The sequence below is a fragment of the Streptomyces sp. AC555_RSS877 genome, from assembly GCF_019049245.1.
In the GTDB taxonomy this organism is placed as follows: domain Bacteria; phylum Actinomycetota; class Actinomycetes; order Streptomycetales; family Streptomycetaceae; genus Streptomyces.
Map to the genome: position 1 here is coordinate 141,051 of NZ_JAGMUK010000218.1, position 23,409 is coordinate 164,459.

General features: G+C 72.1%; 20 protein-coding genes and 1 pseudogene. 9 read left to right on the plus strand and 12 right to left on the minus strand.

Annotation, left to right across the window (positions count from 1 at the left end):
* Positions 1 to 146: 146 nt before the first annotated feature.
* The gene (locus tag KUM49_RS44430; RefSeq protein ID WP_217242651.1) at positions 147 to 1,745 is read right to left on the minus strand and encodes an alpha/beta hydrolase; all 1,599 of its coding nucleotides are present in this window, start codon (positions 1,743 to 1,745) and stop codon (positions 147 to 149) included.
* A 284-nt stretch (positions 1,746 to 2,029) separates the two neighbouring features.
* On the opposite strand from KUM49_RS44430, the gene KUM49_RS44435 reads away from it, so the two are divergent.
* Positions 2,030 to 2,710: a chaplin gene (locus KUM49_RS44435; protein WP_217242652.1), complete on the plus strand. Its 681-nt coding sequence runs from the start codon at positions 2,030 to 2,032 to the stop codon at positions 2,708 to 2,710.
* A gap of 102 nt (positions 2,711 to 2,812) precedes the next feature.
* Here the strand turns inward: KUM49_RS44435 and KUM49_RS44440 are convergent, their stop codons facing one another.
* The 3 genes from KUM49_RS44440 to KUM49_RS44450 all read right to left on the minus strand — a co-directional run bounded on the left by KUM49_RS44440 (position 2,813) and on the right by KUM49_RS44450 (position 8,532).
* Positions 2,813 to 3,574 carry a class I SAM-dependent methyltransferase gene (locus KUM49_RS44440; protein WP_217242653.1) on the minus strand — a complete coding sequence of 254 codons (762 nt, stop codon included), beginning with the start codon at positions 3,572 to 3,574 and terminating at the stop codon, positions 2,813 to 2,815.
* 13 nt (positions 3,575 to 3,587) lie between these two features.
* On the minus strand, positions 3,588 to 7,886 hold the full coding sequence (locus KUM49_RS44445) for an aminotransferase class I/II-fold pyridoxal phosphate-dependent enzyme (protein WP_217242654.1): 4,299 nt from the start codon (positions 7,884 to 7,886) through the stop codon (positions 3,588 to 3,590).
* A 160-nt stretch (positions 7,887 to 8,046) separates the two neighbouring features.
* On the minus strand, positions 8,047 to 8,532 hold the full coding sequence (locus KUM49_RS44450; protein WP_217242655.1) for a nucleoside deaminase: 486 nt from the start codon (positions 8,530 to 8,532) through the stop codon (positions 8,047 to 8,049).
* A 158-nt stretch (positions 8,533 to 8,690) separates the two neighbouring features.
* Between KUM49_RS44450 and KUM49_RS44455 the strand changes: the two genes are divergently transcribed.
* Positions 8,691 to 9,467 carry a GNAT family N-acetyltransferase gene (locus KUM49_RS44455; protein WP_217242656.1) on the plus strand — a complete coding sequence of 259 codons (777 nt, stop codon included), beginning with the start codon at positions 8,691 to 8,693 and terminating at the stop codon, positions 9,465 to 9,467.
* A 39-nt stretch (positions 9,468 to 9,506) separates the two neighbouring features.
* On the opposite strand, the gene KUM49_RS44460 is transcribed toward KUM49_RS44455, so the two are convergent.
* Positions 9,507 to 10,214: a TetR/AcrR family transcriptional regulator gene (locus KUM49_RS44460; protein WP_217242657.1), complete on the minus strand. Its 708-nt coding sequence runs from the start codon at positions 10,212 to 10,214 to the stop codon at positions 9,507 to 9,509.
* Positions 10,215 to 10,350: 136 nt separating this feature from the next.
* Here KUM49_RS44460 and KUM49_RS44465 point away from each other — a divergent pair, with 136 nt between their 5' ends.
* Together KUM49_RS44465 and KUM49_RS44470 are read left to right on the plus strand one after the other, a co-directional pair.
* Positions 10,351 to 11,310, plus strand: coding sequence for an SDR family oxidoreductase (locus KUM49_RS44465; protein ID WP_217242658.1), 960 nt, complete (start codon positions 10,351 to 10,353; stop codon positions 11,308 to 11,310).
* A 61-nt stretch (positions 11,311 to 11,371) separates the two neighbouring features.
* Complete coding sequence (locus KUM49_RS44470; RefSeq protein WP_217242659.1) at positions 11,372 to 12,331, plus strand: NAD(P)-dependent oxidoreductase; 960 nt, start codon at positions 11,372 to 11,374, stop codon at positions 12,329 to 12,331.
* A 23-nt stretch (positions 12,332 to 12,354) separates the two neighbouring features.
* Here the strand turns inward: KUM49_RS44470 and KUM49_RS44475 are convergent, their stop codons facing one another.
* The 3 genes and pseudogenes from KUM49_RS44475 to KUM49_RS44485 all read right to left on the minus strand — a co-directional run bounded on the left by KUM49_RS44475 (position 12,355) and on the right by KUM49_RS44485 (position 13,969).
* On the minus strand, positions 12,355 to 13,263 hold the full coding sequence (locus tag KUM49_RS44475) for a GNAT family N-acetyltransferase (RefSeq protein WP_217242790.1): 909 nt from the start codon (positions 13,261 to 13,263) through the stop codon (positions 12,355 to 12,357).
* A gap of 138 nt (positions 13,264 to 13,401) precedes the next feature.
* Positions 13,402 to 13,683: pseudogene (locus KUM49_RS50985) on the minus strand (sigma factor); the annotation flags it as partial.
* A 19-nt stretch (positions 13,684 to 13,702) separates the two neighbouring features.
* Positions 13,703 to 13,969, minus strand: a complete 267-nt coding sequence (locus KUM49_RS44485; protein WP_217242660.1) for a GlsB/YeaQ/YmgE family stress response membrane protein — start codon at positions 13,967 to 13,969, stop codon at positions 13,703 to 13,705.
* 168 nt (positions 13,970 to 14,137) lie between these two features.
* Between KUM49_RS44485 and KUM49_RS44490 the strand changes: the two genes are divergently transcribed.
* A complete protein-coding gene (locus KUM49_RS44490) occupies positions 14,138 to 14,875 on the plus strand; it encodes a phosphotransferase (RefSeq protein ID WP_217242661.1) in 738 nt (245 codons plus the stop codon).
* Between the two features lie 98 nt (positions 14,876 to 14,973).
* On the opposite strand, the gene KUM49_RS44495 is transcribed toward KUM49_RS44490, so the two are convergent.
* From KUM49_RS44495 to KUM49_RS44505, 3 genes are all read right to left on the minus strand, one after another.
* Positions 14,974 to 15,414 carry an SPW repeat protein gene (locus KUM49_RS44495; RefSeq protein WP_217242662.1) on the minus strand — a complete coding sequence of 147 codons (441 nt, stop codon included), beginning with the start codon at positions 15,412 to 15,414 and terminating at the stop codon, positions 14,974 to 14,976.
* A gap of 124 nt (positions 15,415 to 15,538) precedes the next feature.
* Positions 15,539 to 16,912, minus strand: a complete 1,374-nt coding sequence (locus KUM49_RS44500) for a deoxyribodipyrimidine photo-lyase (RefSeq protein ID WP_217242663.1) — start codon at positions 16,910 to 16,912, stop codon at positions 15,539 to 15,541.
* Between the two features lie 74 nt (positions 16,913 to 16,986).
* Positions 16,987 to 18,564 (minus strand): SDR family oxidoreductase, encoded by a 1,578-nt coding sequence (locus tag KUM49_RS44505; protein ID WP_217242664.1) that lies wholly within the window; start codon positions 18,562 to 18,564, stop codon positions 16,987 to 16,989.
* Between the two features lie 204 nt (positions 18,565 to 18,768).
* Between KUM49_RS44505 and KUM49_RS44510 the strand changes: the two genes are divergently transcribed.
* Positions 18,769 to 18,936, plus strand: coding sequence for a hypothetical protein (locus tag KUM49_RS44510; protein ID WP_217242665.1), 168 nt, complete (start codon positions 18,769 to 18,771; stop codon positions 18,934 to 18,936).
* Positions 18,937 to 19,086: 150 nt separating this feature from the next.
* On the opposite strand, the gene KUM49_RS44515 is transcribed toward KUM49_RS44510, so the two are convergent.
* A complete protein-coding gene (locus tag KUM49_RS44515; protein WP_217242666.1) occupies positions 19,087 to 20,040 on the minus strand; it encodes a LysR family transcriptional regulator in 954 nt (317 codons plus the stop codon).
* A gap of 372 nt (positions 20,041 to 20,412) precedes the next feature.
* Between KUM49_RS44515 and sfnG the strand changes: the two genes are divergently transcribed.
* The 3 genes from sfnG to ssuE are packed head-to-tail and all read left to right on the plus strand — an operon-like array spanning position 20,413 to position 23,407.
* On the plus strand, positions 20,413 to 21,534 hold the full coding sequence (gene sfnG / locus KUM49_RS44520; RefSeq protein WP_217242667.1) for a dimethylsulfone monooxygenase SfnG: 1,122 nt from the start codon (positions 20,413 to 20,415) through the stop codon (positions 21,532 to 21,534).
* A gap of 47 nt (positions 21,535 to 21,581) precedes the next feature.
* Positions 21,582 to 22,799 (plus strand): acyl-CoA dehydrogenase family protein, encoded by a 1,218-nt coding sequence (locus KUM49_RS44525; protein ID WP_217242668.1) that lies wholly within the window; start codon positions 21,582 to 21,584, stop codon positions 22,797 to 22,799.
* Between the two features lie 53 nt (positions 22,800 to 22,852).
* The gene (gene ssuE, locus KUM49_RS44530; RefSeq protein ID WP_217242669.1) at positions 22,853 to 23,407 is read left to right on the plus strand and encodes an NADPH-dependent FMN reductase; all 555 of its coding nucleotides are present in this window, start codon (positions 22,853 to 22,855) and stop codon (positions 23,405 to 23,407) included.
* The last annotated feature ends 2 nt before the right edge of the window (positions 23,408 to 23,409 follow it).

A 23,409-nucleotide genomic window follows, 5' to 3' on the forward strand; every position in this document is an offset into this window, starting at 1 on the left:
TCGCCGATCGGGCATCAGGGGTGATCGAGTCGGGCATTACCGGCAACTCGCTTACGGGGTCGCTCGAGTCGCCGGACGACGTGGCCGTCAGTCGGCCGGACGACGTGGCCGTCAGCCTGAGACCGGCCGGACGGCCGTGGCGTACGTCAGCGGCCGTCGCGCTCCGGCCCGCAGGAGCTGCCGTCGGGCGGCAGGGAGCCGTACAGCAGGAACGCGTCGACCTTGCGGTGCACGCACTTGGAGGACGCGTAACCGGTGTGCCCCTCGCCCTTGTTGTCGAGCACCACGGCCGAGTCGCCCAGACGCTCGGCCGTCTCCACGGTCCAGCGGTACGGCGTCGCTGGGTCGCCCCGGGTGCCCACGAGGAGCATCTTCGGGGTACGGACGTCGCGGACGCCGTCGCGGATGAAATCGGTGCCCTTGGGGCGGCCGTGGCACATCAGCACCTCGGTGAGCCGGTATCGGCCGAACACCGGCGAGGCCTGCTCGTACTCGGCGCGCAGCCGGCCGAGCTGCTGGGAGATCCGGCGGGCGCTGGGGCGGTCGGGATCGTCCGCGCAGTTGATCGCCATCAGCGCCGCCGGAAGATTGTCGAGCGGAACGTCCTCCTGGTCGACCAGGCCGCCGTCCGTCCCGTCGCCGGCGCGCGGGGCGACGCCGTCAGCGGCACGGACGTTCGAACCGCCGCCGGAGAACCACAGGAGCGGCCGGGTGTCGCCGTCCTCGACCAGTGAGGCGAGCGCCCGCTGCAGGGACGGCCACAACTGCCTGCTGTAGAGCGCCTGGCCCATGGCGCCCACCAGGTCCTGCCCGGTGAACTCCTCGCCGAAGTCGGTCGGCACCGGGTCCTGGTCGAGCGACTCGACGAGACGTTCGACCTCCTCCCGGGCCGTGCGCGCGTCCGTACCGAAGGGGCAGGCGATGTCCTGAACGCACCAGTCGACGAAGTCCTCCAGCGCGGTCTGCTGACCCGCAGCGCCCGCCATGCCCTGCTCGGTGAGTGGTTCGGTGAGCGTGTCCACGCCGTCGAGCACCATCCGGCCCACCTTTTCGGGGAACTGGGCCGCGTACACCGCGCCGAGCCGCGTTCCGTAGGAGAAGCCGAGGTAGTTGAGCTTCTTGTCGCCGACGGCCTGGCGCATCACGTCGAGGTCGCGCGAGGCGTTCACCGTGCCGATGTGGGGCAGGACGGGCCCGGAGTGCTCGGCGCAGGTGCGGGCGGCCTTCCGCAACTGTTCGAGGACGCCCTGCGGATCGCCGTCCATGTCCGCGTCCTCGTCCACCGTGACCTCGGCGGAGCCGTTGCCGCACGTCACAGGCGAGGACCGGCCGACGCCGCGGGGATCGAAGGACACCACGTCGTAGCCGTTCGTCAGGCTCATGAACTCCTTGCCGCCGGCGGCGAGTTCGCTGACGCCCGCGCCGCCCGGACCTCCGAAGTTGAGCAGCACCGAGCCACGCGACTTGCCCGTCGCGCGATAGCGCGCGAGGGCCAGGTCGAGGGTGCCCGCCCGGGGTCTGGCGTAGTCGAGGGGGACGGTGACCTTCCCGCACTGGAGGTCCTCGGGCATCTCCACGCCGTCGCACTTCGACCAGGCGACCTTCTGGCGGTAGAACCGCGCCAGGCCGGCCTCGGAGTCGTCCGCGGACGTCGCAGGCAGGCCCGAGCCGAGCAGGGCCAGGCCGACACCGACGGCGATCGCGCACCGCCGGAGTATGGGCCGAGTCGACAGCTTGGCCGGCATGAATGCCTCCAGGGACGCCTGCCGCGGACCGGGTCCGGCGCCCGGTCCGAGCGCCCTCGATCACGATAGGCGCACCTCGCGGGGCCCGCCTCCGGACGAGCGGGACGGCGGCGGCGGCCCTACCCTGTGCCCCCTCCATGCGCATGCGACGGTTTTGCCGACAGTTCGATGACCGTGACGCTCGATGGGGTGAAAGGCCGATAAGCCATAACTCCGATGGTTCACCTGCCGTTTTATCCGGTGCGGGCGAGCGCCCGTGACCATGTCTGGAAGGCAGGGACCCCATGAGACGGGTTACCCGAAACGGTGTGATCGCCGTCGCCGCCGCGTCCGGCGCGATGGCGGTGACGATGCCCGCGTACGCGGGCTCCGGCGCGGACGGCGCCGCGGCAGGCTCGCCCGGAGTGATCTCCGGCAACACCGTGCAGCTCCCGGTGCACGTCCCGGTGAACGTGTGCGAGAACACCGTGAACGTGGTGGGGCTGCTCAACCCGGCGGCGGGCAACAGCTGTGCCGCCGAGGACGGCGGTGGCGACGCGGCCGGGACGCCCGAAGGAACCTCCACGGACGGCGGGGCGACCGCGAACGGGGGCGGAAAGGATTCACCGGGCGTGCTGTCCGGCAACGCCGTGCAGCTCCCGGTCCACGCTCCGGTCAACGTCAGCGGCAACAGCGTGAACGTGGTCGGCATCGGCAACCCGGCCGTCGGCAACGAGTCCGTGAACACCTCCGGCGACCGGCCCGCAGACCCCCGCACGCCCGGGCAGCCGGCGCCGGAGCAGACTCCGCCGCCCGGGGCCAACGCGGGTCCGCGGCCGGCGCCGCCCGCCCCGCGGCCGCACTTCACCGCCGAACTCGCCGAGACGGGCACGGACCAGACCCTGCCCGCCGTCGTGGGGAGCGCGGCGCTGATCCTCGGCGGAGCGGCCGTGTACCGGCGCTACCGCCCGCGCGCGGCGCGCTGACCGGCCCCCTCGACCAAGGACGGAAGGCCTTGCCGGGCTCGACCGGTGGGGCCTTTGCCGTGGCGGCGACGCGGTCGGCCGGCTCCCGCACCGTCCAGGTGTTCACGCCGACACCGCCGTGAGCAGCACCATCCCCGAGTCCCCGTAATCGGGCAGCGTCGGGTCGGCGTCGATACGGGTGACGGCCAGCTCCCGGGTCAGCGGCGCGAACACCTCCGTGACGACGTCCGGGTCGACCGGACAGCCCGGCCAGCGCGAGGCGGGCCCGATGCGATACGTCGGCATGTTCTCCATGAACGCGGCCACCAGGTAGCCACCGGGCGCCACACAGCGCACGAAGAGCCGGCAGAAGTCGGCGAACTCGGCGCGGTCCTCGGTCGCCCCTTCCGCGACGAAATGCATGGACGCCAGGTCGTACCGGCCCGGCGGGAGGTCACGGACGTCGCCGTGGACGACGTCGACGTGCGCCAGCGCCCCGGCCAGGGTCGCGGGCAGGGCCGGGTTCAGCTCGCGGCACAGCCCGTGGAACGGCACCCAGCTGGCGTCGGGCCCGCGCAGGATCTGCCGCTCCAGATAGGCGACATTGCCGGCCCCCGCCTCGACGGCGTCGATACGGCGGCTCGCCGAGGCCGCGAGGATCAGCGGGTAGAGGTTCGGGCCGGCCCCCCACTCCACCGAGCGGCCGAGGCTGCCCGGCGCGAGCCGCCGGTAGAACGCCGAGTGGTGGGCGATGACCGCCGCGTCCGACGGGTGCACCTCGCGGTAGTTCTCGGCGAGGTAGTCCGCCACCGGCCAGCTGTCCCAGTCCACGTCGTCGTTGTGCGTCGTGGTGATCTCACCGGACTTCGAGACTCTCCAGGTCATCGGCGTGGTCCTCTCAGCCCTCGACATGGCCTTCTCGCTCCTTCGACCGAATGGGGAACCGTGCCGCCAGCCGGGTCAGCGTGCCGGTCAGGCGGTCGATGTCCTCGTCGGAGTTGAGGGCCGTGAGCTGGACGCGGAAGCCCACCCGGTCACGCGGTACGAGCGGATACGCGGCCAGCGTCACGTAGATGCCCTCCTCCCACAGGAACGCGGCGACCGCGTCCAGGTCGGCCGGGTTCCCCAGCGGGATCTCCACGATGGGGAGCCGGTCCGTGTTCAGGATGGCGATGCCCAGGCCGTCGAGATGGTCGAGCACCCGGACCGTCTTGCGGTACAGGTCGGCACGCAGCGCGTCGCCGCGGTGGTCGTTGACGTCCAGCCCGGCCAGCGCCGTGGCCAGGGACGCCGTGGGAGAGGGGCCCGAGTACAGGTAGGGCGCGGCGGCCGTCTTGAGGCGGTTCTTCAGGTCGGTGGGCAGAGCGAGGAACGCGAGCAGCGACGAGTACGCCTTGGAGAAACCGCTGGCCAGCACGATCCCCTCGTACGACTCGTCGGTGTAGCGCACCACCCCGTTGCCGCGCGAACCGTACGGACAGGGCTCGGTCGGCCCGTGCTCCCCGATCACGCCGAAACCGTGCGCGTCGTCGACGTACAGCGTCGCGCCCCGGTCGCGGCACAGCGTGGTCAGGGTGGGCAGCTCGGAGACGTTGCCGCTCATGCTGTTGACGCCGTCCAGGCAGACCAGCTTGGTCGCGCCTGCGGGCACCGCGGAGAGCAGCTCCTCCAGTTCCTCGGGCCGTTCGGCGTGGAAGCGGTGCAGGGTGGCACCCTGCCCGCGCGCGACGACGCAGCCGTCGCACACCGTGCGGTGGGCGGTCGCCTCGACGAAGACGTGGCCCGCGTCGGCGAGGACCGGGATCACCGTGGAGTGGATGACGGTCAGCGTCGGCAGCAGCAGTGTGTCCGGCGCGCCCAGCAGGGCGGCGAGCCGCTCCTCGATCTCGGGGTACAGCCGCGGGCTGCCCAGCAGTCGAGACCAGCTCGGGTGGGTGCCCCAGCGCCGTACGGCGGGTTCGATGCGGGCGGCGATCTCCGGGTCCCAGTCGAAACCCAGGTAGTTGCAGGAGGCGAAGTCGATCAGCCAGTGGTCGCGGCTGCGGATGTGCCGGCCGCGCACCTCGTCGATGACCGCGTCGGTCATCGGGCTGGTCCGGCGTAGATGGTCCAGGTCGGCCCAGCGGGTCTCCCGCTTCGACGTTTCGTGGCGTGGCGTCTTGCGCGCGGCACCGTTCGCGGGCGCGCGGCTCATCCCGTCACGCAGCACTCGCTCGCTCTGCTCCACCGTCATCGGCCGCGCGAAGAGGAAGCCCTGCCCGAACCGGCAGCCCATGCCCGCCAGCAGATCGCGCTGCGCCGCGTCCTCGATCCCCTCGGCGATCACCTGGAGTCCCAGCGTGTCGGCGAGGCGCACGATCCCCTCGACGAGCGCGCCCTGCTGCGAGTGGCGCGTGATGTCGTCGATGAACGTCTTGTCGATCTTCAGTACGTCGATGGGGAAGTCCCGCAGATAGCGCAGCGAGGAGAAGCCGGTGCCGAAGTCGTCGACCGCGATGCTCACGCCCAGGTCCTTCAGCGCCCGCAGCATGTCCTGGATCTGGCTGTCGTGGCGCAGCAGCACCGTCTCGGTGAGTTCCAGCTGCAGCGATCCCGGCGCCAGTCCCGGCGTCCGCAGCACCTGGTCGACCTGCTCCACGAACCCGACGTCGCGGAACTGGCGGGCGGAGACGTTCACGCTGAGGTAGGGCGGCGCGCCCGGGCCGGGCAAGTGCTGCAGTCCCGTGATGTCCTGCACCGCGTTCTCCAGGACCCACGACCCGAGAGGCCCGATCTGCCCTGTCTCCTCGGCCAGGGTGATGAACTGCTCCGGCGACGCCGGCGGGTTCGGGGCACCCGGCCAGCGCACCAGCGCCTCGAAGCCGACCACCTCGCCCACGGTGATGTCCACGACCGGCTGGTAGCGCAGGGTGAACTCCTGGTCGTTGACCGCCCGGGCGAGCCGGTTCTGCATGTCGTGCCGCTCGACCATCCGGGCCCGCAGCATCGGCTGGAAGCGCCGCCACTGTCGCTTGCCGGCCGTCTTCGCCGCGTAGAGGGCCAGGTCCGCGTGGCCGAGCAGTTCCTGCGCGTCCGCGCTGTCGCGCGCGGTGGCCACGCCGACGCTCGCGGACACGGTCACGGACTCCTCGCCGAGTACGAACGGCCTGGTCAGCGTCTGGATCACCTGGGCGGCCAGCAGTTCGGCGTCCAGTGGTTGCCGTGCGTCCTCCATGAGTACGGCGAACTCGTCGCCGCCCAGCCGGGCCGCGGTGTCGGTACGCCGCAGCGTCCCGGTCAGGCGCCGCCCGACGTCGGTGAGGAGGCGGTCGCCCGTCGAGTGCCCGAGCGTGTCGTTGACGAGCTTGAAGTCGTCCAGATCGACGAAGAGCAGACAGGTCAGGGACGACTCCCGGCGGCCGCGCAGCAGCGCGCGCTCGATCCGCTCCAGCAGCAGCGTCCGGTTGGGCAGTCCGGTCAGCGAGTCGTGGAAGGCCCGCTCGGTCAGCTCCTGCTCCAGCCGGCGCTGCTCGGTGACGTCGCGCAGCGTGACCACTAGTCCGGCCACGGTGCGCTCGTTCCGGAAGTCGCTGCATCGCACCTCCACCTCGACCCGCCCGCCCCGGTGCCGTATCCACCAGTGGTCGTGGGTCGTCCGCGGCCCGTCGTCCCGTATCGCGGTCAGCTCCCGGATCGCCCGTTGCCGGTCACGGGGGTCCAGCAGGTCGGGCAGCGCCGTACCCGCCAGGTCCGCGGTGCCGAAGACGGACGTGGCGGACGGGCTGACGTACCGGATGGTGTTGTCGTCCTCCAGGATGAGGATGACGTCGGAGGTGTTGCGCACGAGGGTGCGGAAGTACGCCTCGCTCTCCCGGCGGACGACCTCCTCGCGGAGCACGACACGATCCATCGCCAGTCCCGCGTGCGAGGCGAGGATCTCCATGGAGCTCCACGTCTCGGTGAGCCGCCCGGGCGGACCGGCGACCAGCAGGACGCCCCGTCCCTCCGAGGCCGTTGGACGGTCGGGCGGGGTCATGGGGCACACCAGGACCGTCGGCAGGCTGCCCAGTTCGGCGGTGAGGTCGGGATCGAGGTCTTCGGCGGCGACGAACCGGGTGTGGCCGGGGGCCAGGCCCGCCGCCCGTTGGGCCGGCAGCAGCAGGGTCCGGTGGTGGACCGTGGACCCGAGGAGCGCGTCGACGGCCGACTCGCACGACCGCGCCACCTCCTGTTGCCGGACGGCCGACACCAGCGAGGCCGCGGCCGAGCGCAGCGCCTGTTCCCGTGTCACCGCCTCGCGATGCGCCACGACCATCCCGGCCAGACGCAGGATGACCAGCAGGAAGAGCACGCCGCAGAAGGCGGCGATCACCGCGGCGTCGTGCGGCGCGCTGGTGAGGCCTTCGTACAGCAGGAGCCCCGGTGCGATGAGCGTCGCCACGGCGAGCAGGACCAGCCGGCGCGGCGGCGGGAGCAGTGACGCCCGCTGCGGCACGGCCGCGGTCAGTTCCACCATCGACGGGTGCAGCGCGGCCAGGCCCCAGGCCGTGTAGAAGACGATCCACCCGACGTCCAGCACCGTGCCCGCCTGCCACATGTCGTTGAGCTGCAGGATCCCGTACGCGATGTCGAAGCCGAGCAGCGTCACCGTGCCCACGACCAGCAACTGGAGGGACCGGTTGCGCCCCTCCAGCGAATGCGGGGTCAGCAGCCGGGCCAGCAGCGCCAGGACCAGCACGTCGCCGAGGGGATAGGCGATGCTGATGGCACGTTGCTGCCAGGTCAGCCCTTCGACCTCGGTGAGCGGCTGGACCAGGTAGACCCACACCGGCAGCGCGAGCCCCGCGGTGAAGATCATCGCGTCGAGGAGGCTGGGCAGGTCGCGGCCCGCCCAGCGGTAGCGGACCAGGCCGAACAGCCCGGCGGCGAACAGCGGGTAGGTGGCCAGGTAGAAGGCGTCCGCGGGGGAGGGGAACGGGTTGGAGGCGTGGAAGTACTCCTCCATCGCGTTGAAGTACGTGTCGCCCGTGATGAAGGTGAGCAGTCCGGCCGCGAGGATCCACCAGGGCCAGCGGTGTGCGGGGCGGTACACATGCGCGCCGGTCACCACCGCGACCACACCCGCGAGGCCGATGACGGCCCAGAGGGGAGTATGGGCCGCCGGCACCGTCATGTAGACGCTCGTGGCGGCCGTCGCCACCGCGAGATGAGCGGTCATCAGCCGATGTGCCGACAGCAAGGCAAGCGCCTCCCCCCGACGGAGGGAGACCGGGCGGTCCACCTGGCCTGGGTCTTCCTCGATCGTAGGCACCGCGGGCCGCCGCCTGCATCTCGGGCGGGTCAGGGCGGTGCCGCACCGGTCACGGGCCGTGTGTCCGTCAGTGCACGCCGCGATGGAAGCGGCGGTGCAACGCGCGAACCTCATCGGTCAGTTCGGGCACCGGGCCCTCCGCCAGCACGTCGGGGGCGACCTCGTTGACCGGCAGGGTGCGCACCGGCGGCTCGGGCACGCCCAACTCGGCGAGCCAGCCGGCCAGTTGCTCCGACGAGGCGACGTACACGATCCGCCCGAGGCCCACCCAGGCGTGCGCGGCCGCGCACATCGGGCAGTGTTCGCCCGAGGTGTACACGGTCGCGGCCGCCCGCTCCTCGGGGGACAGACGGGACGCCGACCAGCGTGCCAGCTCGAACTCGGGGTGCCGGGTCCGGTCGCCGGAGGCCACCCGGTTGTGGTCCTCGGCGAGCACCGTGCCGTCCGCCCCCACCAGCACCGACCCGAACGGCTCGTCCCCCACCTCCAGCGCCCGGGCCGCCAGCTCCACACAGCGGCGCAGGTACGGCAGCTCCGTGTCCTTCACGGCCATGGCGAAGAACCCTCCTCGTGACGTGGTCTCCGTGCCGCAGCCTACGGTCGCGGGCGCGCGGCCGGAAAGGCAAGGCCGACCGGCGGCGGTGCGGCCACCGGAGGGGGACCACTGTTAAAGCTGTTGCCCCGGCAGGGCCCGGGTGCTGGAGTGAGCGCATGGATCATGCCGCGATACTCGCCCTCTATGACCGGGACATGCGGGAAGGCGCTCAGCCGGACGGTCCCGGCGCGCGGATCGAGCGCGCGGGGCGTGTGGTCCGTCAGGTCTCCGCCGTGCACGGCTGGAACGGCGTCGTCTGGTCGGACCTGGACGAGGCTGGCGCCGAGGCGGCGATCGCCGAGCAGGTCGCCCACTACTCCGGTCTCGGTCTCGACTTCGAGTGGAAGCTCTACGGGCATGACCGGCCCATGGACCTCGGGCCGCGGCTCGAGGCCGCCGGGTTCACGCCCGAGCCGGAGGAGACGCTGATGATCGCCGAGGTCGCCGATCTGGTCCTGGACGCCGAAGCACCCGAGGGCATCCGCTTCCTTCCGGCCACCGACCGGGCGGGCGTCGACCTCGTGGCGGAGGTCCACGAGAAGGCGTTCGGCACCGACAGCACCCGGCTGCGCCACCAGTTGACGGACCGGCTGACGGACGACCCGGACACCGTCGTGGCCGTCGTGGCGCTCGCCGGCGACACACCGGTCAGCGCCGCCCGCATGGAACTCGTGCCCGGCACCCGCTTCGCCGGTCTCTGGGGCGGCGGCACCGTCGAGGCCTGGCGTGGCCGCGGCATCTACCGTGCCCTGGTCGCCCAGCGGGCCCGCGCCGCCGCCGACCGCGGCTACCGCTACCTCCAGGTCGACGCCACCGGCCAGAGCAGGCCCATCCTGGAGCGCCTCGGCTTCCATGCCCTGACCACGACGACGCCCTACGTGTACGTGCCGTAGCCCGTTCCTCCTGTGCGACCGTCAGTGGCCCCTCGCGGCTCAGTCGAGGCCGAACGCGTCCGCCAGGGCGTCGACCTGGGCTGTGACCAGGGTGTCTCCGCCGTGGCCCATGCCGGCGAACTGGCCTGACACCTCCAGGCTGACCGCGCCGTGAAGGTGCGCCCACGCGAGCACCGCTCCGGCCAGCGCCGGGCCCTCGGCCCCGGCGGCCACCTGCCCGCGCGCCCAGGCGGCCACCGCCGGATCGTCGTCCGCCCAGGCCTTCATCTGTGCCGCCACCGGCGCCACCGCCGCCGACGGTTCGGACCCCTCGAAGGCCCGTAGGAAGGGCGAGAGCACCGCCCGCGCGCTGTCGAGCGTGTCCGGGGGCGCCGTGTAGCCCGGCACCGGCGTGCCCTGGATCAGCAGATAGCGGTGCGGCTGACTCACCGCCCACTCCCGGCAGGCCGCCGCGAGCGCCCGCATCCGCGTGCGCGGTGAGGTGTCCGTGGCCAGCGCCTCCCCGGCTGCCGTCACGGCCGCCGCCAGGTCGGCGTACGCGTCCCGGATCAGGTCCGTCAGCAGCGCGTCACGGCTGTCGAAGTAGCGGTACAGGGCCGGCCCCGAGAGACCGACCTCCTTGGCGATCCGGCTCAGGGCCACGGCCGCCGTGCCCCCCTCGGCCAGCTGCCGGAGCGCGATCTCCTTGATCTCCGTGCGCGTCTGCTCGCGATAACGGGCCCTCGGACTCTGCACGCTCCCGGCCATGAGCGGCTCCCTTCTCGATGCGTGTGACACACCTTAATGGCAGCCCGAACCCCCCACTGTTGCTAGCGTTACTCGCAAGAGTTACAGTCTCTAACAGAAGTGATGAGCACTCGCTCCTTCAGGGAAAGGGATCACCATGACTGCCCACGCCAACGCCGTTCGCTCCCTGCACACCGTCCTCGGCTCCGGCCCCGCCGGCACCGCGCTGGCCCGTGAGCTCGTGCGCCGGGGTCACGCCGTGCGCCTGGTCGACCGCAAGGGACAGGGGCCGGCCGTCGACGGGGTCGAGCGGTACGCCGCCGACGTCGGCACGGCCGAGGGGGCACGCGAGGCCATGACCGGGGCCGCCGTCGTGTACCACTGCGTCAACGTCGCCTATCACCTCCAGGCGGAGGTGATGCCCCGCGTCCAGGAAGCCGTTCTCGCGGCCGCCGAGGCCTGCGGCGCGCGGCTGGTCGTGCTCGACACCCTCTACCCGTACGGCGAGACCGGGGGAGCGGTGATGACCGAGGACTCCCCGTGGAAGGCGACCAGCCGCAAGGGCAGGATGCGCGCGCAGCTCGACGAGAATTACCTCGCCGCGCATCGCGAGGGCCGGGTCGGGGTCGCCCTCGGCCGGTCCGCCGACTTCGTCGGCCCGGGGGTGCTCAACTCGTCGCTCGGCGCGGCCGTGTTCCCGGGCGCGCTCACCGGCGGGCAGGTCCTCGGCCTCGGGGACATCGACCTTCCGCACAGCTACACGAGCATCGCGGACGTGGCCCGGGGCCTCGCGACCCTCGGTGAGCGTCCCGAGGGCGACGGCCGTGTCTGGCACCTGCCGACCGCGCCCGCCGTCAGTACACGCGAGATCCTCACCATGATCGAGAAGCGGGTGGGCCGGACCCTGGACGTCGTGATCATGGCGGAGCTCCGCCCCTTCGGGCCGTTCGACGAGCAGTTCGTCGCCGAGTACGCGGAGATGTTCTACCAGCACACCGAGCCCCAGATCGTGGACTCCTCCGCGTTCGAGCAGACCTTCGGCGTCACGCCGGCACCGCTCACCGACACCGTCGACGCCACCGTGGCCTGGTACGGCGAGTGGCTCGCGCGGCAGTGACGCCAAGGAGGGCGACGCCGCCGGATGTCACATCCCCGGCGGCCCGATCCGTCGCACGGACATGGCGACCAACGACACGACCCACCAGAGCCGGAGCATCCTCCTCGCGGGCGCGACCGGTGTCCTCGGACGGCACATCACCCGTGCCCTGACCGAGTCCGGCCACAAGGTCACCGGACTCGGCCGCGGACCGGCGGCCGGCATCCGCGCCGACCTCATGGACCGCGACGCGCTGCTCCGAGCCGTCGACGGACACCGCTTCGACACGGTGATCCACGCCGCGACCGCTCTGCGCAAGGCCCCCATGCGCCACCGCGACATGAGCGCCACCAACGCGTTGCGCACCGAGGGCACCGCCCACCTCGTCGAGGCCGCGCAGGCCGTCGGCGCGCGCCGCTTCGTCACCGAGTCGATGGTGTTCGGATACGGCTACGGCGACCACGGCGACCACCCGGTCACCGAGGACGACCCCTTCGGTCCGCCCGGCACCACGCCCGAACGGGAAAGGCACCTCGCGGCCATGCGCACCAAGGAACAACTCACCTTCCACACCCCGGGGTTGGACGGCATCGCACTCCGCTTCGGCCTGTTCTACGGCCCCGGCGGCACCGACGCCCTCCTGACCCTGCTCCGCAGGCGACAGCTGCCCGTGCCCGACGACCACGGCCGGGTCCTGCCGTGGGTGGAACTCGCCGACGCGGCGCGGGCGGTGGCGGCTGCCGTCGAACGCGGCCGGCCCGGCCAGGCGTACAACGTCGCCGACCGCACGCCGCTCGGCTTCCGGGCGCATGTCCTGTGCGTGGCCGAGGAGTTCGGACTGCCGAAGCCGATGACCGTACCGCTGTGGCTGATGAAGCCGATGTCGTACGCGCACACGGTGATGTCCACGACTCTGCGCGTCTCCACGGCGAAGGCGGAGCGGGAACTGGGCTGGACACCGGTGCATCCGTCGGCCCGGGACGGCCTCGCGGCGATGAGGGGCACGGCGGGCACGGCGGGGACGGGGGCATCAGGGGCATGAGGGGCCCCGGGTAGGTGAGCGGGCTACGGCGCCATGGCCCGGGGAGTGGTCTGCAGGTCGAGCTGGTACTCCACCGACCGATGCGTCGGTACGTAACCCAGCGCCTCGTTCACCGCACGCATCGGCGCGTTGCTGTCCGCCGTGTCGGTGCACAGCCCGGCGAGTTCAGGGTGCCGTGCCCGGGCCCGGAGGATCGAGGCGGCCTTCATCCAGCGGGCGAGGCCGTGGCCGCGGTGCTCGGGAAGCACCGCCGTACCGTAGTGCCGGCCGTCGCCCCGGCCGTCCCCGGGGACGACCAGCTCGGAGAACCCGACCACCGAGCCGTCGGACCCGTCCACGGCGGCGACGGTGTGCAGCAGGTCTCCGCGCTTCGCGACCGCCTCGGCCACCGCGATCACCCGTTCCACGTCCCAGACGACGGTGCCGTAGTCGGTGCCTTCCATCGGCATGTCGTCCATGGCCCGCCGCGCGTCGGCGTAGGACCGCGCCAGCTCGGGCGGCACGGTGCCGTCCCACTCCGTCAGCCGATACCCCGGACGAGGGAGCCGGGCGATCCTCCCGATCGCCGCGAGGTCGGCGTCGGCCAGCGGCAGCCGGGCGTACGTCAGTCCCAGCACCCGGCGAAAACCCCGTGCCGCCAGGAACAGGTCGGCGGGGGAGTCCCGCTGGGCCTGCGCGAGCACCGACCGCCGCCCTTCCTCGCGCGCCGCCGTGACGGCGGCCTCCAGCAACCGTGTGCCCACGCCACGCCGCCGTTCCGCCCCGTGCACCGCGATGTCCAGCTCGGCGAGGTGCTCCTGGCCCGCCCTCGTGAACAGCCGGAGAAACGCGGACCCGAGCGGAACGCCCTCGGCTCCGGAGGCCAGCCAGGCCAGACGACGGCTGGAGGCGCCCGCCTCGGGATCGGCGAGCGGGGTGATGCGCGGGGTCAACGGGGCTCCGTCACGGTCGGTTCGGGCGCGAGCGGCCGAAGCTAGCCGTCGTGACGTGCCGTCCGCAACGCAATTCCCGGGCGGGGGCGGGCGGGGCGCCTGGGGCGGTTCGGGCGCGACGCGCGGCGCGCGAGAGGTGCCAGTGATGGTCGGCACGGCGTACGCCTCGAACGCGCAGCCCCGCCCGGCGTCGTAGTGGTCGACGGCCTTGACGAGGCCGAGGGCGGCCACCTGGTACAGGTCCTCCAGGGACTCGCCGCGGCCCCGGAAGCGGACGGCGATCCGCTCGGCCACACGAAGGCAGGCGAGGCGCGCCCTGCCTGGGCAGGGCGCGCCTCGCCTCACCCGCGGTGCGCATCTCTCGCGCGCCGCGTCCCCACCTGCATCGTCGCCTTGCCCTACGCGTACGCCGCCTGCGATCCGCCACCAACCGCACGCCTCAGCGGCGGCGTGCCTTCGACCGGTCCAGTGCGCTCACGCCGAGCGCGGCGAGGCCGATCTGGATGAGCCACTCGACCCAGTCCACGCCATCGGTGTCGGCCACGCCGAACGCGCCGGCGATCGCGGAACCGATCAGCGCGGCGATGATGCCGACGAGGATCGTCCACAGGACTCCGATGCGCTGGCGCCCGGGGATCACGAGCCGGCCCAGGACACCGATGACGATGCCGATCACGATCGCACTGATGATGCCGTCGATCTCCATCTCCGCCCCTTTCGTCAAGACCCACGCATTTGCGTCGAGGCCCCCGCACCAGTGCGTCTGCCCCCGGGAACCGCGGACAGTCCGGTCCCGTACCAAGCATTGGCCAAGGCCGGGACGACGCACGGATACTCCTTGTCGGAGCCGAGCGGTGACAGGGAGGCGGTCGGGGTGGAGGAGACGTCCCTCGAAGGCGGTGCCGTCAGCGAGGTCGTGCGGATCGGCGCGACCGTGCGGCGCACGCCGACGGCACGGTCGCCGTACGTGCGGGAACTGCTCGCGCTGTTCGAGCGGCGGGCGTGGCCGGGTGCGCCGCGCTTTTTGGGGACGGACGAGCGGGGCCGCGAGGTGTTCGGCTACATCGAGGGGCGGTCGGCGCTTTCCGCGCGGGACCGGGCCGCCGCCCGCACCGACGCGAGCCTGGTCCGCGTCGCCCGACTGGTCCGCGCCTTCCACGACCTGACACACGGCACACCCTCGGCCGGTGACCGGGACGTGGTGTGTCACAACGACCTCGCCCCGAAGAACACCGTGTACGCCGTGGACGGCGACGAGTGGCGGCCGCTGGCCTTCGTCGACTGGGATCTCGCGGCTCCCGGCGAACGCGTCCACGACGTCGCCCACCTGTGCTGGCAGTACCTGGACCTGGGCCCGGAGGTGAGCGACGTGCCGGAGGCGGCGCGCCGCGTCCGTCTCGTGTGCGACGCCTACGGACTCGACGAGCGGGGCGGCCTCGTCGACACGATCCTGTGGTGGCAGGACCGCTGCCGGCGGGGCATCGACGCCGGCGCGGACCGTGGGGAGCCTGTCATGGTCGCCCTGCGTGAGGCCGGGGCCGTCGACGAGGTGCGGGGCGCCTGGGAGTGGGTCGCCGGGCACCGTAGCGAGCTGGGCGCCTTGCTGGGCTGACGTCGACGCCGTGCGTCCCCTCACCAGGCGTGCGAAGGCCGGTCCGCGCGGGCGCGGGCCGGCCCGGGTGCGCGTTTGTCCTCCGTCGTTGTGGGCGCCTACGCCCTCGGGGCGCTCTTCGCCGCCGTAGCGATGCACATCAGCCCCAGGACCACAGCGAGGGCACCGATGATGATGTTGTTCCAGATGACCCCGGCGTCCGGGCTCTCGCCGACGATCCACGGCGAGACGATCATCCAGACGCCCAGCGCGCACATGGCCCAGCTCAGGCCGTACATGCGCTCGGGAGCCCGGGTGAACCCGAGGGCCAGCAGGCCGATCGCTATGCCCACGATCAGGTTGTGGGTCACGAGGTCGGGCTGGCTCGTCGTGTAGTGGAGTATCCACGGGGACACGGCACAGTACAGACCGAGCAGGAACACCGGTCCGTCCACGAGTGCCACATCGCGACCGGCGAGCATGTGGGCGTAGCGTTCCCGCATCTCTGGAGCATCAGGGTGGGTGGTGATGTCACCTCGGGTGGGCGAGACGTTGGCCATGACTCGTCTCCTTTGACTTGCTTGGCCTGACCGCGTCGGTGCGGTATGCGGTGTAAACGCCGCGTAAGTGCATTCTGCTCTTATTTCCCCTTTATGTGTAGAGGCGGGTGCCTGGGCCGCCTCCTCACTCGCGGCCGCGGGCCTGTCTGAAGCGGGCCAGCCCGTCGGACAGCCCGATGATCGGGTCCGGATAGTCGATCGCCGCCCGGTCCAGGCCTCGGAGATTCCAGGGTTCGTGCACCGACGGCCCGGCGAGGCCCGTCAGTTCGGGCACCCAGCGCCGCACGTACACCCCGTCGGGGTCGTGCCGCCTTGCCTGGGCGGTCGGGTTGAGGACCCGGTGGGGGCGGGTGTCCGTGCCGGTCCCGGCCACCCACTGCCAGTTGAGCTGGTTGTTGGCGACGTCGCCGTCGACCAGCAGGTCGAGGAAGTGCCGGGCGCCGACGCGCCAGTCGACGTAGAGCGTCTTCGTCAGGAAGGAGGCGGTCAGCAGGCGTGCGCGGTTGTGCATCCAGCCTTCGTGGCGCAGCTGGCGCATGCCCGCGTCGATCACCGGGTATCCGGTGCGGCCCTCCTTCCAGGCCTCGATGTCCGTGCGGGCCGTGCGGTCGGACCGCCAACGGTCGTGTCTGGTGCGGTAGTCGGCGGTGGCGACGCCCGGCCGCGCCGCGAGGACCTGCCGGTGGAAGTCACGCCAGGCCAGTTGCCGTACGAAGGCCTCCGCGCCGGGGCCGCCCGTCCGGCGCGCCCGGTGGACCAGCTCGACAGAGGAGAGGGTGCCGAAGTGCAGGTGCGGCGACAGACGTGAGGTGGCGTCACCGGCGAGGCCGTCGTGCCGGTCCTCGTACGCGGCGACGCCGTCCCTCAGCCATGCCGACAGGCGTTTCCTGCCTTCCTGCTCGCCGCCCCGGGCCAGTCCCCCGGAGACTCCGGAGAGGCCGTCGCGGGTGGGGAGTGCCTCGGCGCCGATGCCGTCCGGCACCCGTACGGCACGTGGTGCGGTGAGAGGGTCGCGCAGGTGCCGGCCGGACCACTGGCGGAAGTACGGGGTGAAGACGGCGAAGTGGTCGGAGGAGGCAGGAGCGACCGCGCCCGGCGCGAGGGCGGTGGTCACCGTGTCGTGCACGCGCAGCCGGCGCCCCTGCGCCGCCAGGGCCAGACGCAGGCGTTCCTCGCGCCGGTGCGCGTAAGCGCTGACGTCGGCCGCCAGGTGCACCTCGTCGGCGTCCGCCTCGGCGGCCACCTTGCACACCTGGTCGACCACGTCCCCGGAACGGACGACGAGCCGGCCACCCCTCTCGCGCAGACCGGCGTCCAGCTCCCGCAGGCAGTCGGCCAGGAACGCCAGCCGGTTGGCGGCGGCGAAGCCGGCCCTGTCCACGGCCCGGTCGCGTACGAACAGGGGCACCACCTGGCGGTCCCCGTCGGCTGCCGCCCGCAGGGGAGGGTGGTCGTGCAGCCGCAGGTCGGCGGTGAACAGGACGACCGAGACGTTCATGACGCGTACTCCGGGGACGAGGGGAAGGTGCCGGTGGTCTGTTTCCGCGATGGCCGCCTTCGTGGATGCGATGGTCAACGAGCGGGCGACCGGTCGGGCGCGGGAGTGAGCGGCGCGCGGGCCGCGGCCTTCGCGATGTTGCGCGCCATGCCGCCGAACACCAGGGCGTGGAAGGGGGAGACGGCCCACCAATAGGCGTGCCCCAGCAGCCCGCGGGGGTGGAAGAGGGCCCGCTGGCGGTAGCGCGTGCGGCCCTCGCGGTGCGCCTTGCCGCCGCTCGCGGAGTCGGTCCCGTCCTCCTCCTCGCCCTCCGTCTCGGCGTACATCTCCAGCCAGGCCAGACCGGGCAGCCGCATCTCCGCCCGCAGCCGCAGCAGCCGCCCCGGCACGATCTCCTCGACGCGCCAGAAGTCCAGCGAGTCGCCCGCCCGCAGCAGGGCCGCGTCCCGGCGTCCCCGGCGCAGACCGACCCCGCCGAACAGCCGGTCCAGCCGGCCCCGCACCGCCCAGGCGAGCGGGAACGAGTACCAGCCGTTGTCCCCGCCGATCCCCTCGATCACCCGCCACAGTGCCTCGCGGGAAGCGTCCACCGACAGCTCCCGGTCGTCCGTGTACAGGCTGCCGCCGGCCCAGTCGGGGTCGGTGGGCAGCGGATCGCTCGGGGCGCCGGGAACGGAGGCGGACGACCAGCGGGTGGCCACCTGGGCGTCCCGGACGCGTCGCAACGCCAGCCGTACGGCCTCGTCGAAGCCGACGGGATGGCCGGGCGGATCGGGAACGTACCGGGCGATGTCGTGTTCGTGGCACACCACCTCGTGCCGCAGCGACTCGGTGAGCGGCCGTGCGATCGCCGCGGGGACCGGGGTCACCAGCCCGACCCAGTGGCTGGAGAGGCCGGGGGTCAGAACGGGGACGGGGACGATGACGCGGCGCGGAAGCCCGGCGACGGCGGCGTACCTGCTCATCATGTCCCGGTAGGTCAGGATGTCCGGCCCGCCGAGGTCGAAGGCCCGGTTCACGTCGTCCGGCATGCGTGCGCTGCCGACGAGCGCGCGCAGCACGTCCCGTACCGCCACGGGCTGGATCCGGGTGCGCACCCAGCTCGGGGTGACCATCACCGGCAGCCGCTCGGTGAGGTAGCGCAGCATCTCGAAGGAGGCCGAGCCGGAGCCGATGACCACCGCGGCCCGCAGCACGGTCGTGGGAACGCCCGAGCCCAGCAGGACGCGGCCCACCTCGGCGCGGGAACGCAGGTGCGGCGACAGTTCCCGCTCGGGCACGCCCGTGGGCGTGAGGGCGCCGAGGTAGACGATGCGACGCACCCCGGCGGCGCGCGCTCGCTCGCCGAAGATGCGCGCCGCCTCGCGGTCGGTCTCCTCGAAGCGGCTGCCGGTGCCCAGGGCGTGCACCAGGTAGTAGGCGACGTCGACGTCCCGCAGCGCCCCGGCGACGGACGTGGCGTCGGTGACGTCCCCACGCACCACCTCCACGTCGTCCGCCCACGGATGGTCGCGCAGCTTTCCGGGGGAGCGGGCCAGACAGCGCACCCGATGCCCCTCGGCAAGCAGCTCAGGTACGAGCCGGCCGCCGATGTACCCCGTGGCGCCGGTCACCAGGCAGCGCAGCCCCGGCCCCGGGTCGTCCGTTCTCATCACGCCTCGCTCCCTCGGTATCGGTGTTCCCGTCATCCCTTCCACCGATCGGGCCGAATCGGACGCGGAGATCCGCGTGGGATTCGACGGAGGTATCCGGTGGGTTGCGCGGAGCGACACATGCCCAGGCCGTTCGCGGGCAGGCGACTCGTACGAGAGTGGTGATTCTGGAAGTCGAGAGTCGAGCTGGAGGTGGCTGCCGCTATGGGCGCGAAGGTGTTGGAGCGGTTTCCTGCGGGGGCTCCGCGCGGATCGTGGCCGGCGGAGGAATACGCGGCGGCGCGTCGCGCCGCGGGCGAACCGGCAAAGGTCGTGATGGACCTGAAGTCGGACGCGTTCCTCGTGGTGGTACCGGCGCACGAAGAGGACTAGTTCCAGGGCCGGACCGGCTGATCACGTCGCGGGACATCCGTGGCGCCTCATCGACGCAGACCGGCGTGCCAGCCCCCGCGTCTGCGGCATGATCCGCCGGACAGACCCTGGTCGAGGCCGGGTTCCGGGGCCTGGCCGGAACGGGCGGGCTCAGCGCCCGCCGAGCGTTCCGCCCAGGTCCCGGGCCCGGCGTACGAACACCTCGTACAGGTCCTGCGCCGCCCGCGGCACCGATTCGGCCTTGCGGCGCTGGAGCATCAGCAGCACCCGGGTCGTGTCGCCCTCGATCGGCCGGCAGGTGATCGTGCCGAGCCGCGAGCGCAGCGAATGGGGGTCCCCCCGGCCGAAGGCTGGGGGAGGATCCCCGGCCACGCTGAAGTCCGGCAGGACCGTCGCCCCGAGCCCTTCGGCGACCATCAGCTTGCCCATCTCAGCGCCGTCGATGGAGTACGAGAAGGCCGCGGCGCGGCCGTCCAGGAGCCGGTGGACATAGCGGTGCATGACATAGCCGGAGCGCATCGCGATCAGCGGCTCGGCGAGCAGTTCGTCCACCGTCACCGCGGCCCGTGAGGCGAGCGGGCTGTCGGGGCGCACGCACACGACCGGCCGGCCGTGCAGCAACTGGGTCGACTCGACGCCGGCGGGCACGTCGTCGCCGTCCAGGTGGTTGACCAGGCCGAGGTCGAACCCGCCCTCCGACAAGGCCCGGTGAATCTCCGCCTGCTGTGCGCCGACCACCTCGACCTGGGTGACCGGATGCACCGCGCGGAAGTCGCGGACCACGGGGACGAGCAGCGGCACGGTCGCGGCGTTCACCGTGCCGGCGCGCACCATACGGCTGATGCGGTGCTGCTCGCCGGCCGCCACCCGCAGCCGGTCCACCGCCTCCAGCACATGCACGGTGTACGGCAGCAGTTCCCGGCCCTCCGCGCTCATCGTCGCCCCGGACCGTTTGCGCTCCAGGAGGTCGACTCCCGGCTCGCGTTCCAGGTTTCTGACGGTCTCGCTCAACCCGGGCTGTGACAGGCGCAGTTCCTCCGCCGCTCGGCGCAGGGAACCGAGCCGTGTCACCGCCGCGATGTATTCCAGCTGTTCGGTCCGCACCTCAGCAGAATGCGGATGATTTCACGGGCCGTTCAAGGGTTTCCCTGTCGCACGTTCGTGAAATTCAACGGTCCGCGATACGAGACCGGTCGGGTTTTCCTTGACGGCCGTCGCGGCCGACTGCGACGATCGACGGCATGAAGATGCGACTGGACCTCACGCGGCGACGCCATGTCGACCTCGCGCGCGTCTCCAGCGCCTCCTGTTGCTGCGCGGCCTGATCCCTCCGATCCGCCGCCGTCCCCTTTGCACGCCGCACCCGCCCCTGTCGCCGGACAGGTATGTGCCGCGTTTTCACTTCACCGCCTGAATTCGGCGCACGCATGCCTTTCGAATTCGGCGTGACTCCCCGTTCCGCAACAGGAGTTCCGCATGCCCGCAGCACCCCTGCAATTCGCCTACTGGGTCCCCAACGTCAGCGGCGGCCTCGTCACCAGCAAGATCGAGCAGCGCACCGACTGGGGCTACGACTACAACCGCGAACTCGCCGTTCTCGCCGAGAACAACGGCTTCGACTACGCCCTCAGCCAGGTCCGTTACATGGCCAGCTACGGCGCCGAGTACCAGCACGAGTCGACCAGCTTCAGCCTCGCCCTGCTGCTCGCCACCGAGCGCCTGAAGGTCATCGCCGCCGTCCATCCCGGGCTGTGGCACCCCGGAGTCCTCGCCAAGCTCGGCGCCACCGCCGACCACCTGTCGAAGGGCCGCTTCGCCGTCAACGTCGTCTCCGGCTGGTTCAAGGGCGAGTTCACCGCCCTCGGCGAGCCCTGGCTGGAGCACGACGAGCGCTACCGCCGCTCCGAGGAGTTCATCCAGGCCCTGCGCCAGATCTGGACCGAGGACCACACCGAACTCGCCGGTGACTTCTACCGGTTGCGCGACTTCTCCCTCAAGCCCAAACCGCTCAACACCCCCGAGCGCCCGCACCCGGAGATCTTCCAGGGCGGCAACTCCACCGCCGCCCGCGCCATGGCCGGCCGCGTCTCGGACTGGTACTTCTCCAACGGCAAGGACTTCGACGGGGTCGTCGAACAGATCGAGGACGTCCGCAAGTCGGCCGCCGAAGTCGGCCGCCGCCCACCGAAGTTCGGGCTCAACGGCTTCCTCATCGCCCGCGACACCGAGGCCGAGGCCCGCGACACCCTTCGGGAGATCGTCGCGCAGGCCGACACCGAGGCCGTCGAGGGCTTCGGAGCCGCCGTGAAGCAGGCGGGGCAGTCCGCCGCCGACGGCAAGGGCATGTGGCAGGACTCCACCTTCGCCGATCTGGTGCAGTACAACGACGGGTTCCGCACCGGTCTGATCGGCACCCCGGAGCAGATCGCCGAGCGCATCGTCGCCTACAAGAAGCTCGGCGTCGACCTCTTCCTCCTGGGCTTCCTGCACTACCACGAGGAGGTCGAGTACTTCGGCCGCCGGGTGCTGCCCCTCGTACGCGAGCTGGAGGCCCGGCTCCCGGGCGCCGAGTCCGCGTCCGTCCACGCCCACGTCTGACCACCCCCACAGCTTCCGCACCGCACTGCGAGAGAGGTCACCCCCGCATGAGCACCGTCACGCCCACCGACTGGCAGCAGAGCCCCGCCCCGCAGACCGCCGAGGACTGGATCGCCCGCGCCGCCGAGGTCGCCGCCGTCCTCGCCACCGACGCCGCCGCACGCGACCGGGCCGGCGCCACCCCGTACGCCGAGGTCCGGCTCCTCAAGGACTCCGGCCTGGTCACCCTGCTCGGCCCCACCGAGCACGGCGGCGCGGGCCAGGACTGGCCGACCGCCTACCGGGTGGTCCGCGAGGTCGCCAAGGCCGACGGCTCCATCGGCCAACTCCTCGGCTACCACTACCTGTGGAACTGGGCGGCCCGCCTGGTCGGCACCCGCGAACAGTGGGAGCACGTCGAAGCGGAGGCCGCCAAGAACCGCTGGTTCTTCGGCGGGGCCGTCAACCCCCGAGACAAGGACGTGACCGTCACCGAGGACGGCGACGCCCTCGTCTTCACCGGCCGCAAGTCCTTCTCCACCGGCAGCAAGGTCTCCGACGTCACCGTCCTCGAAGGCGTCCTGGAAGGCACCGACAGCCACGTCTTCGCGATCGTGCCCTCCGACTCCCAGGGCCTGACCTTCCACGACGACTGGGACAACATCGGCCAGCGCCTCACCGAGAGCGGCGGCGTCATCCTCGACGGCGTGCGCACGCCGTGGTCCTCGGCGGCCGGCTACGTCGACAAGGTGTTCCAGCCGCGGACCTACAACACCCTCAACGTCCCCACCATCCAGCTGGTCTTCGTCAACTTCTACCTCGGCATCGCGGGCGGCGCGCTGGAGACGGCCGCCGCCTACACCCGCACCAAGGCGCGGTCCTGGCTGCACGGCGGCCACGAGCGGGCGGTCGACGAGCCCTACGTCATCGACACCTACGGCGACCTCACCGCGAAGCTCTGGGCTGTCGAGGCCCTCGCCGACACCATCGCCGCCGAGGGCCAGAAGCTGCACGACGACCCCGACGCGGTCACCGAACAGGCCCGCGGCGACTTCGAGGTCCGGGTCGCCGCGGTCAAGGCCCGCGCCACCGACGTCGCCCTGGAGATCTCGAACCGCATCTTCGAGGTCACCGGCGCCCGCTCCACGGCCACCGCGGAAGGACTCGACCGCTTCTGGCGCAACGTCCGCACCCACACCCTCCACGACCCCGTCGCCTACAAGCGGCGCGAGGTCGGCCGCTGGGTCCTCGAAGGCGAACTGCCCGAACCCACCTGGTACTCCTGACCACCGGGGGCGCCTCCCGAGCGGAGGCGCCCCTCCTCCCCGAAAGAGGACCCATGGCCACCGTCCTGTCCGTCTCCGGCAGCCCCTCCGCCTCCTCCCGCACCGCGAAGCTCCTGCGCCACCTCGACGGCCGCCTCGCCGCACAGGGACACGAGGTGATCCCGCTCGACGTCCGCACCATCCCGGCCGAGGCCCTGCTCGGCGCCGACTTCCGGCACCCCGCGATCGTCGAGGCCACCGAGCTCTTCGAACGTGCCGACGGTCTCGTCATCGGCACCCCCGTCTACAAGGCGGCCTACTCCGGCGTCCTCAAGGCACTCCTCGACCTGCTGCCGCAGTACGCCCTCGCCGGCAAGACCGTCCTGCCCCTGGCCACGGGCGGTTCGACCGCCCACGTCCTGGCCATCGACTACGCCCTGCGGCCGGTGCTGAGCTCCATGGGCGCGGCACACATCGTGCAGGGCTGGTTCACCCTCGACAAGGACATCACCGCCCACGAGGACGGCACCCTCACCGTCGCCCCCACCGCGAGCGAGGCCCTGACCCACGTGCTCGACCAGTTCTCGACCGCCCTCGGCCGTACGCCCCTGCTGGCCGCGGCGGGCTGACC

What these genes read in the sequence shown, in the direction of transcription:
- KUM49_RS44460 (WP_217242657.1), bottom strand. Translation starts at nt 10,214, where the DNA reads ATGGCCGGGAGCGTGCAGAGTCCGAGGGCCCGTTATCGCGAGCAGACG.
- KUM49_RS44445 (WP_217242654.1), bottom strand. Translation starts at nt 7,886, where the DNA reads ATGACCGCTCATCTCGCGGTGGCGACGGCCGCCACGAGCGTCTACATG.
- KUM49_RS44510 (WP_217242665.1), top strand. Translation starts at nt 18,769, where the DNA reads ATGGGCGCGAAGGTGTTGGAGCGGTTTCCTGCGGGGGCTCCGCGCGGA.
- KUM49_RS44435 (WP_217242652.1), top strand. Translation starts at nt 2,030, where the DNA reads ATGAGACGGGTTACCCGAAACGGTGTGATCGCCGTCGCCGCCGCGTCC.
- KUM49_RS44440 (WP_217242653.1), bottom strand. Translation starts at nt 3,574, where the DNA reads ATGACCTGGAGAGTCTCGAAGTCCGGTGAGATCACCACGACGCACAAC.
- KUM49_RS44470 (WP_217242659.1), top strand. Translation starts at nt 11,372, where the DNA reads ATGGCGACCAACGACACGACCCACCAGAGCCGGAGCATCCTCCTCGCG.
- ssuE (WP_217242669.1), top strand. Translation starts at nt 22,853, where the DNA reads ATGGCCACCGTCCTGTCCGTCTCCGGCAGCCCCTCCGCCTCCTCCCGC.
- KUM49_RS44505 (WP_217242664.1), bottom strand. Translation starts at nt 18,564, where the DNA reads ATGAGAACGGACGACCCGGGGCCGGGGCTGCGCTGCCTGGTGACCGGC.
- KUM49_RS44455 (WP_217242656.1), top strand. Translation starts at nt 8,691, where the DNA reads ATGGATCATGCCGCGATACTCGCCCTCTATGACCGGGACATGCGGGAA.
- KUM49_RS44450 (WP_217242655.1), bottom strand. Translation starts at nt 8,532, where the DNA reads ATGGCCGTGAAGGACACGGAGCTGCCGTACCTGCGCCGCTGTGTGGAG.
- sfnG (WP_217242667.1), top strand. Translation starts at nt 20,413, where the DNA reads ATGCCCGCAGCACCCCTGCAATTCGCCTACTGGGTCCCCAACGTCAGC.
- KUM49_RS44430 (WP_217242651.1), bottom strand. Translation starts at nt 1,745, where the DNA reads ATGCCGGCCAAGCTGTCGACTCGGCCCATACTCCGGCGGTGCGCGATC.
- KUM49_RS44465 (WP_217242658.1), top strand. Translation starts at nt 10,351, where the DNA reads ATGACTGCCCACGCCAACGCCGTTCGCTCCCTGCACACCGTCCTCGGC.
- KUM49_RS44495 (WP_217242662.1), bottom strand. Translation starts at nt 15,414, where the DNA reads ATGGCCAACGTCTCGCCCACCCGAGGTGACATCACCACCCACCCTGAT.
- KUM49_RS44485 (WP_217242660.1), bottom strand. Translation starts at nt 13,969, where the DNA reads ATGGAGATCGACGGCATCATCAGTGCGATCGTGATCGGCATCGTCATC.
- KUM49_RS44525 (WP_217242668.1), top strand. Translation starts at nt 21,582, where the DNA reads ATGAGCACCGTCACGCCCACCGACTGGCAGCAGAGCCCCGCCCCGCAG.
- KUM49_RS44500 (WP_217242663.1), bottom strand. Translation starts at nt 16,912, where the DNA reads ATGAACGTCTCGGTCGTCCTGTTCACCGCCGACCTGCGGCTGCACGAC.